Annotated in this window: 2 protein-coding genes and 3 pseudogenes; all 5 read left to right on the top strand. The window is 58.1% G+C overall.

Going from position 1 to position 6,338, the window contains the following annotated elements:
- Positions 1-66 precede the first annotated feature (66 nt).
- A complete protein-coding gene (gene oppB / locus ACR3E7_RS22945; RefSeq protein WP_170773326.1) occupies positions 67-990 on the top strand; it encodes an oligopeptide ABC transporter permease OppB in 924 nt (307 codons plus the stop codon).
- Between the two features lie 10 nt (positions 991-1,000).
- The gene (locus ACR3E7_RS22950) at positions 1,001-1,930 is read left to right on the top strand and encodes an ABC transporter permease subunit (RefSeq protein WP_170773324.1); all 930 of its coding nucleotides are present in this window, start codon (positions 1,001-1,003) and stop codon (positions 1,928-1,930) included.
- A gap of 1 nt (position 1,931) precedes the next feature.
- Positions 1,932-3,736: pseudogene (locus ACR3E7_RS22955) on the top strand (ABC transporter ATP-binding protein).
- 316 nt (positions 3,737-4,052) lie between these two features.
- Positions 4,053-4,942 (top strand): annotated as a pseudogene (gene galU, locus ACR3E7_RS22960) (UTP--glucose-1-phosphate uridylyltransferase GalU).
- Between the two features lie 67 nt (positions 4,943-5,009).
- Positions 5,010-6,338: pseudogene (locus tag ACR3E7_RS22965) on the top strand (mannose-1-phosphate guanylyltransferase/mannose-6-phosphate isomerase); the annotation flags it as partial.

Here is a 6,338-nt window from a genome sequence, read left to right on the forward strand (position 1 = left end):
TCACCTTTAGATCCCGCTGTGCCCCAAGGACCGCTTTGGGGCACAGCCAATAATTGGGGGCATGAAATGCTTGCCTATATTATCCGGCGGCTATTGGTCGCCGTTCCGACGATCCTTTTGCTGATCGTCGCCAGTTTCTTTCTGATGCACTTCGCGCCCGGTGGGCCCTTTACCTCGGAACGGCCTCTGCCGCCCGCGGTACTGGCCAATATCGAGGCACGCTATGGGCTGGACCAGCCGCTGTGGAAGCAGCTTTGGGACTATCTGTATAACATCGTGGTGCATTTCGATTTCGGGCCATCCTTCAAATTCAAGGATCGCGATGTGAATGATATCATCGCCCAAGGTTTCCCGATCTCACTGACCTATGGGTCCCTGTCGTTCCTGTTTGCCACCACGATTGGTGTGGGGCTGGGGATTGCGGCGGCCATCAAGCACAATAGCTGGATCGACTATTTCGCTGTCGGTCTGGGCATTGCAGCTCAGGCGCTGCCGAACTTCATCATGGGCCCGATCCTGATCCTGACCTTCACCCTTTGGCTGGGTTGGCTGCCGGGCGGTGGCTGGAACGGAGGGCAATGGCCATATCTGATCATGCCCGTTATCGCGCTCGCGACCTCATATATCGGCTCGATCGCGCGGATCACACGATCGTCTATGCTCGAGGTTCTGAACTCGAACTTCATCCGCACCGCGCGGGCCAAAGGACTGCCGACCAGAACCGTGATCTGGCGCCATGCGCTGAAACCGACGCTTTTGCCGGTGGTGTCCTATCTGGGACCGGTCTTCGTCTATGTTCTGACGGGTTCGGTCTTCGTTGACATCTATTTCTCGACCGGCGGTCTGGGGCAAGCCTATGTCGGCTCGGCCCTCTCGCGTGACTATGCGGTGCTCTTGGGGGTCACGATCCTCTATGGCGCGCTGACCGTAATCGTGAACCTTTTGACCGACCTAGCCTATGCCTGGTTCGATCCGAAAATCCGGTACTAAGGGGCGAAACATGCTTGGAAAATCTCAAAAAGCCGCCCATCTGGCCGAAGATATCACCGATTACACGGTCATTCAGGGGCGTTCACTGTGGCAAGACGCACGGATGCGTTTTGTGCGCAACAAGGCCGCGATGGCCAGCGTAATCATTCTGGCGCTGATCGTTCTGTTCACCCTTATCGGGCCCTACTTCGCGGTCTGGAACAATGAAGAGATCGACTGGAACGTTATGGGTGACGTGCAGGGCATGGGTATGCCCTCAGTCGAAACCGGCCATTTCTTTGGCGTCGATGACTTGGGGCGCGATCTGTACAGCCGCGTCATTCAGGCCACCACCACATCGCTGCTGGTCGGTCTGATCGGTGCAGCGACAGCGCTGATCGTTGGCACCTGCTATGGCATCGCCGCCGGCTATATCGGTGGCCGGACCGACAGCGTCATGATGCGCTTTGTCGACATCTTGCTGGCGATCCCGGCAACTCTGGTGATTATTCTGCTGCTTGTCGTGGCGGGTCGATCCTTCTTCATGCTGTTCATCGCCCTTGGCGCGGTTGGTTGGCTGACCATGGCGCGGATCGTACGGGGTCAGACCCTGACCCTGAAGAACCGCGAGTTTATCGAGGCCGCCCGCGCCGCAGGTGTCAGCGAATTTACCATCATGTACCGCCATATCCTGCCCAACTTGCTGGGCGTTGTGATCGTCTATGCCTCGCTTCTGGTGCCCGAAATGATCCTGACCGAGAGCTTTATCTCGTTCCTTGGGCTGGGGATTTCAGAACCGTACACCTCGCTGGGTCGTCTCATCGCGGAAGGGGCGGGAACCATGGGGTATGGCACCCTGTGGCAATTGATGTTCCCGCTGACTTTCTACGTCGCCATCATCATCACGATGTTCTTCATCGGGGATGGTCTGCGTGACGCTCTGGACCCGAAGGATCGCTGATATGAGCCTGTTTTCCGTAAAAGACCTGAAGGTCCAGTTCGACACCCCCGATGGCGCGGTCGAGGCCGTCAAAGGCATCAGCTTCGACATCAACCCCGGCGAATGCCTTGGCATCGTGGGCGAAAGCGGGTCGGGCAAAAGCCAGACCTTCATGGCCGCGATGGGCTTGCTACCACCCGCAGGACGGGCGCTGGGGTCGGCCACTCTGAACGGCACCGAAATCCTGAACCTGCCGATCAACCGCCTGAACAAGATCCGTGGCTCTGACGTGGGCATGATCTTTCAGGACCCGTTGACGGCACTTACCCCGCATCTTCGGATAGGCCAGCAAATGCGCGAGGTTCTGCAGGTGCATGAAGGGTTGCAAGGCGCGAAGGCGCGGGCCCGCTGCCTGGACTGGCTGAACCGCGTCCGTATCTCTGAGGCCGCGCGGCGACTGGACCAGTTCCCCCACGAACTGTCCGGCGGGATGCGCCAACGCGTGATGATCGCCATGTCGATGCTGTGCAATCCCAAGCTGCTGATCGCGGATGAGCCCACCACGGCGCTGGACGTGACCGTTCAGGCCGACATTCTGGACCTGATGGTGCGCCTGCAAAAAGACGAAGGCACCGCCATTGCCCTGATCACCCATGATATGGGCGTAGTCGCCCGTATGTGCGACCGCATTCAAGTCATGCGCATGGGCGAATTTGTCGAAGCCGGAGACACCCGCGAAATCTTCCGCGACCCGCAGCACGACTATACCCGCACCCTCCTCGATGCGATGCCGCGCATTGATGCGGGCGATGCGCCCAAGGCGTTGGAGAAGGTCGAAGAACCGCTGCTCAAGGTCGATGACGTCAAGGTGCATTTCCCGATCAACGTCAAAGGCGGGTTGTTCGGCCGCAAAGTGCCGCTCAAGGCTGTCGATGGCGTCAGCTTTGACATCCGCAAGGGTGAAACTCTGGGTGTTGTGGGCGATCCGGCTGCGGCAAGTCCACGCTGGCGCGCGCCGTATTACAACTGATCGAACCCAGCGGTGGAAATGTCAGTTGGTTGGGCCATCCCATTGTGGGTCTGAAACGCGCCGAGCTGAACAAGTACCGCAAGGACTTGCAGATCGTCTTTCAAGACCCACTGGCCAGCCTCGATCCGCGCATGACAATCTCGGCCTCAATCGCCGAGCCGCTCAAGACCTATCGCCCCGATCTGACGGACCGCGAGCGCAAGCAGATGGTCAGCGAAATGATGGAGCGTGTGGGCCTGAATGCCAACATGATCAACCGTTATCCGCACGAGTTGTCAGGCGGTCAGAACCAACGGGTCGGCATCGCGCGCGCGATGATCAACAAACCCAAGCTGATCATCTGCGACGAGGCAGTCTCGGCCTTGGACGTGTCCATTCAGGCGCAAATCGTTGAATTGCTGCGCGAGTTGCAGCAGGAGTTCGGTCTGTCGATGATCTTCATCAGCCACGATCTGTCGGTGGTACGCGCCGTGTCGAACCGGATCATGGTGTTGTATCTGGGTCGGATCGTGGAGCTGGGCGATGGCGAGGTAATCTGCTCGGACCCGATCCATCCTTACACCAAGTCGCTGATCTCGGCTGTTCCGATCCCTGACCCGGATGTGGAACGCACCCGTCAGCGGCTGAAGCTGCCAGGAGAGCTGCCCTCACCCATGGACCCCAAAGCCGCGCTGCGCTTTTTGCCCAGCCGGTTGTCTGCCGGTGAGACCGACTATGTTCCAAGCCTCAGCGAAGTTCGTCCTGACCACTTTGTCGCCGAACACGACCCGTTGGATGCCATCATGGCCAATGGGTGATACCCGGCCCGAAGTCAGAATGCTGACTTCGGGCGTATTCAAACCCTGCTTAATTTGCAGGCAAGATTAACTAATAATTCAGCACTAGTTTAACTCAAATAAGTAAGATTGTTTCCAAACCGTTGGAACTCATTCGCCCGGCGCGCACCTTTGACATCGGATCGTTTTGACTTCCTGCCGTCTGAGTGGCACGCTTGTCGGCGATTGGTTATTTGATACGAGTGTTGACGTTGTACATTCCGGCCGCACCGCCTATGAACACGCCGTGGGCACCTGACGGAATTTCCGGCACTATAGATTGAACTTGAGAGGTACTATGGCACGCAAGGTCACCAAAGCAATTTTCCCGGTCGCGGGACTTGGTACCCGCTTTTTGCCTGCGACGAAATCCGTCCCAAAAGAGATCATGACTCTGGTGGATCGCCCGCTGGTTCAATACGCGATCGACGAAGCCCGGGCAGCCGGAATTACGGAATTCATCTTTGTCACGTCACGCGGGAAATCCGCCCTCGAAGACTACTTTGATCACAACCACATCCTCGAACAGGAATTGAAAGCCAAGGGTAAGGATGACCTGCTGGAAGCGCTGAATGCCACCAATATGGAAAGCGGCGCGATTGCCTATATTCGTCAGCACAAAGCACTTGGTCTTGGGCACGCAGTCTGGTGCGCCCGCCGCCTGATCGGGGATGAGCCCTTTGCCGTTATGCTGCCCGACGATGTGATTGCGGGGGACAAACCTTGCCTTCAACAGATGGTCGAAGCCTATGAGGAAACCGGCGGCAATATGGTTGCCGCGATGGAAGTTCCGCAAGAGAAAACAAAATCTTACGGTGTTCTGGATGTCGGTGAAAACATCGGATCGGTTGTGCGCGCGCGGCATGGTAGAGAAACCAAAACCCGAAGAAGCCCCGTCGAATCTGGCTGTGATCGGGCGCTATATTCTTGGGCCGTCGGTTCTCTACAACCTCAACCAAAAGAAGAAAGGCAGCGGCGGTGAGATCCAGCTGACTGACGCCATTGCAGAAGATATCGGCAACGGAGTTCCCGTCTTTGGCTACAAGTTTGAAGGCCAGCGGTTCGACTGCGGTTCCAAGTCCGGGTTCCTGCAAGCCACCGTGGCCTTTGCTCTGGCCCGCCCGGATGCGCGACGATCTGCGCGAATATCTGCATGACATTGTTGCGACGGATCAGGCGGCCCAGTAATCGGCCACTCTTTCCTTTGATCGCAAGACGCGCAATATAGGCGCGACGCGCTAATAGGCAGATATTGATGACTACGATTTATCCCGTGATTCTTTGCGGTGGGGCGGGGACTCGACTGTGGCCCTTGTCGCGCAAGAGCTATCCCAAGCAATTCGTGCCGCTGATCGGCGCGACAAGCCTGTTGCAGGATTGTGCCGAGCGGATGCGTGGCCCTGCGGATGCCCCTTATGCCAAGCCATTGATTCTGACCAATGATGCTTTTCGCTTTGTGGTGCCCGAACAACTGGCGGAAATCGGCATTGATCCCGGCCCCATTCTGATCGAACCCGAAGGGCGCAACACTGCCCCGGCGGTTCTGGCCGCCGCGCTCTATCTGCACGCCAGCGACCCCAATGCGGTGATGCTGGTCGCCCCGTCCGATCATGTGGTTCCGGACAAACTGGCATTTCATACGGCCGTTGCAGCCGGTGTGGACGCCATCACCACTCGCAGTGATTTGGTCACATTCGGTATTCAGCCCGACCGCCCCGAAACCGGCTATGGCTATTTGAAACTCAGCCATGCACCGACCGGTGAGGGCCAAGCTGTTCCACTGGAACGGTTTGTTGAAAAGCCCGACCTGGCCCGCGCACAATCCATGTTGGAGGATGGCAGCTATCTGTGGAATTCGGGCATCTTCTTGTTTGCGGTCCGCGATATCATCGCAGCCTTTGAAGGCCATGCGGCCCAATTGATGGACCCTGTGCGCGCCGCAGTCTCGAACGCCAAAACGGACCTTGGTTTCTTGCGCCTTGACCCCGAGGCTTGGTCGCAGGTCGAGGATATCTCGATCGACTACGCCGTCATGGAAAAGCCCCGAACCTGAGCGTCGTGCCCTATGCCGCAGGCTGGTCCGATGTCGGCAGCTGGTCCGCTGTTCACGAGTTGGGAGAACCAGACGCGCAAGGGGTCGCAACTGCAGGCGAGGCGACCGCTATCGACTGTCAGAACGTGCTGATCCGCTCGGAATCCTCGGCGCAGGAAGTAGTCGCGTTGGGGGTACAAGACATGATCGCCATTGCAATGCCAGACGCCGTTCTTGTGGCCAGTATGGATCGGGCGCAGGACGTGAAGAAAGCTGTTGCCGCCCTGAAGGAAAAGGGCGCGAAGCAGGCAGATCCCTGCCGGTGGATCATCGCCCCTGGGGCTGGTTCGAAAGCCTGGTGATCGGCGACCGCTTTCAGGTCAAACGCATCCACGTGCATCCCGGCGCCGCGCTAAGCTTGCAATCGCATCACCATCGGTCCGAGCACTGGATCGTTGTGGAAGGAACGGCGAAAGTCACGATTGATGACGAGGTGCGTCTGGTCTCCGGAAAACCAATCGGTCTACATCCCGCTGGGCGCGGTCCATCGGA

Source organism: Ruegeria sp. BK1 (assembly GCF_056535645.1).

Bases quoted from the DNA above. Each gene is read 5' to 3' on its own strand.
- ACR3E7_RS22950 (WP_170773324.1), top strand. From the start codon at position 1,001: ATGCTTGGAAAATCTCAAAAAGCCGCCCATCTGGCCGAAGATATCACC.
- oppB (WP_170773326.1), top strand. From the start codon at position 67: ATGCTTGCCTATATTATCCGGCGGCTATTGGTCGCCGTTCCGACGATC.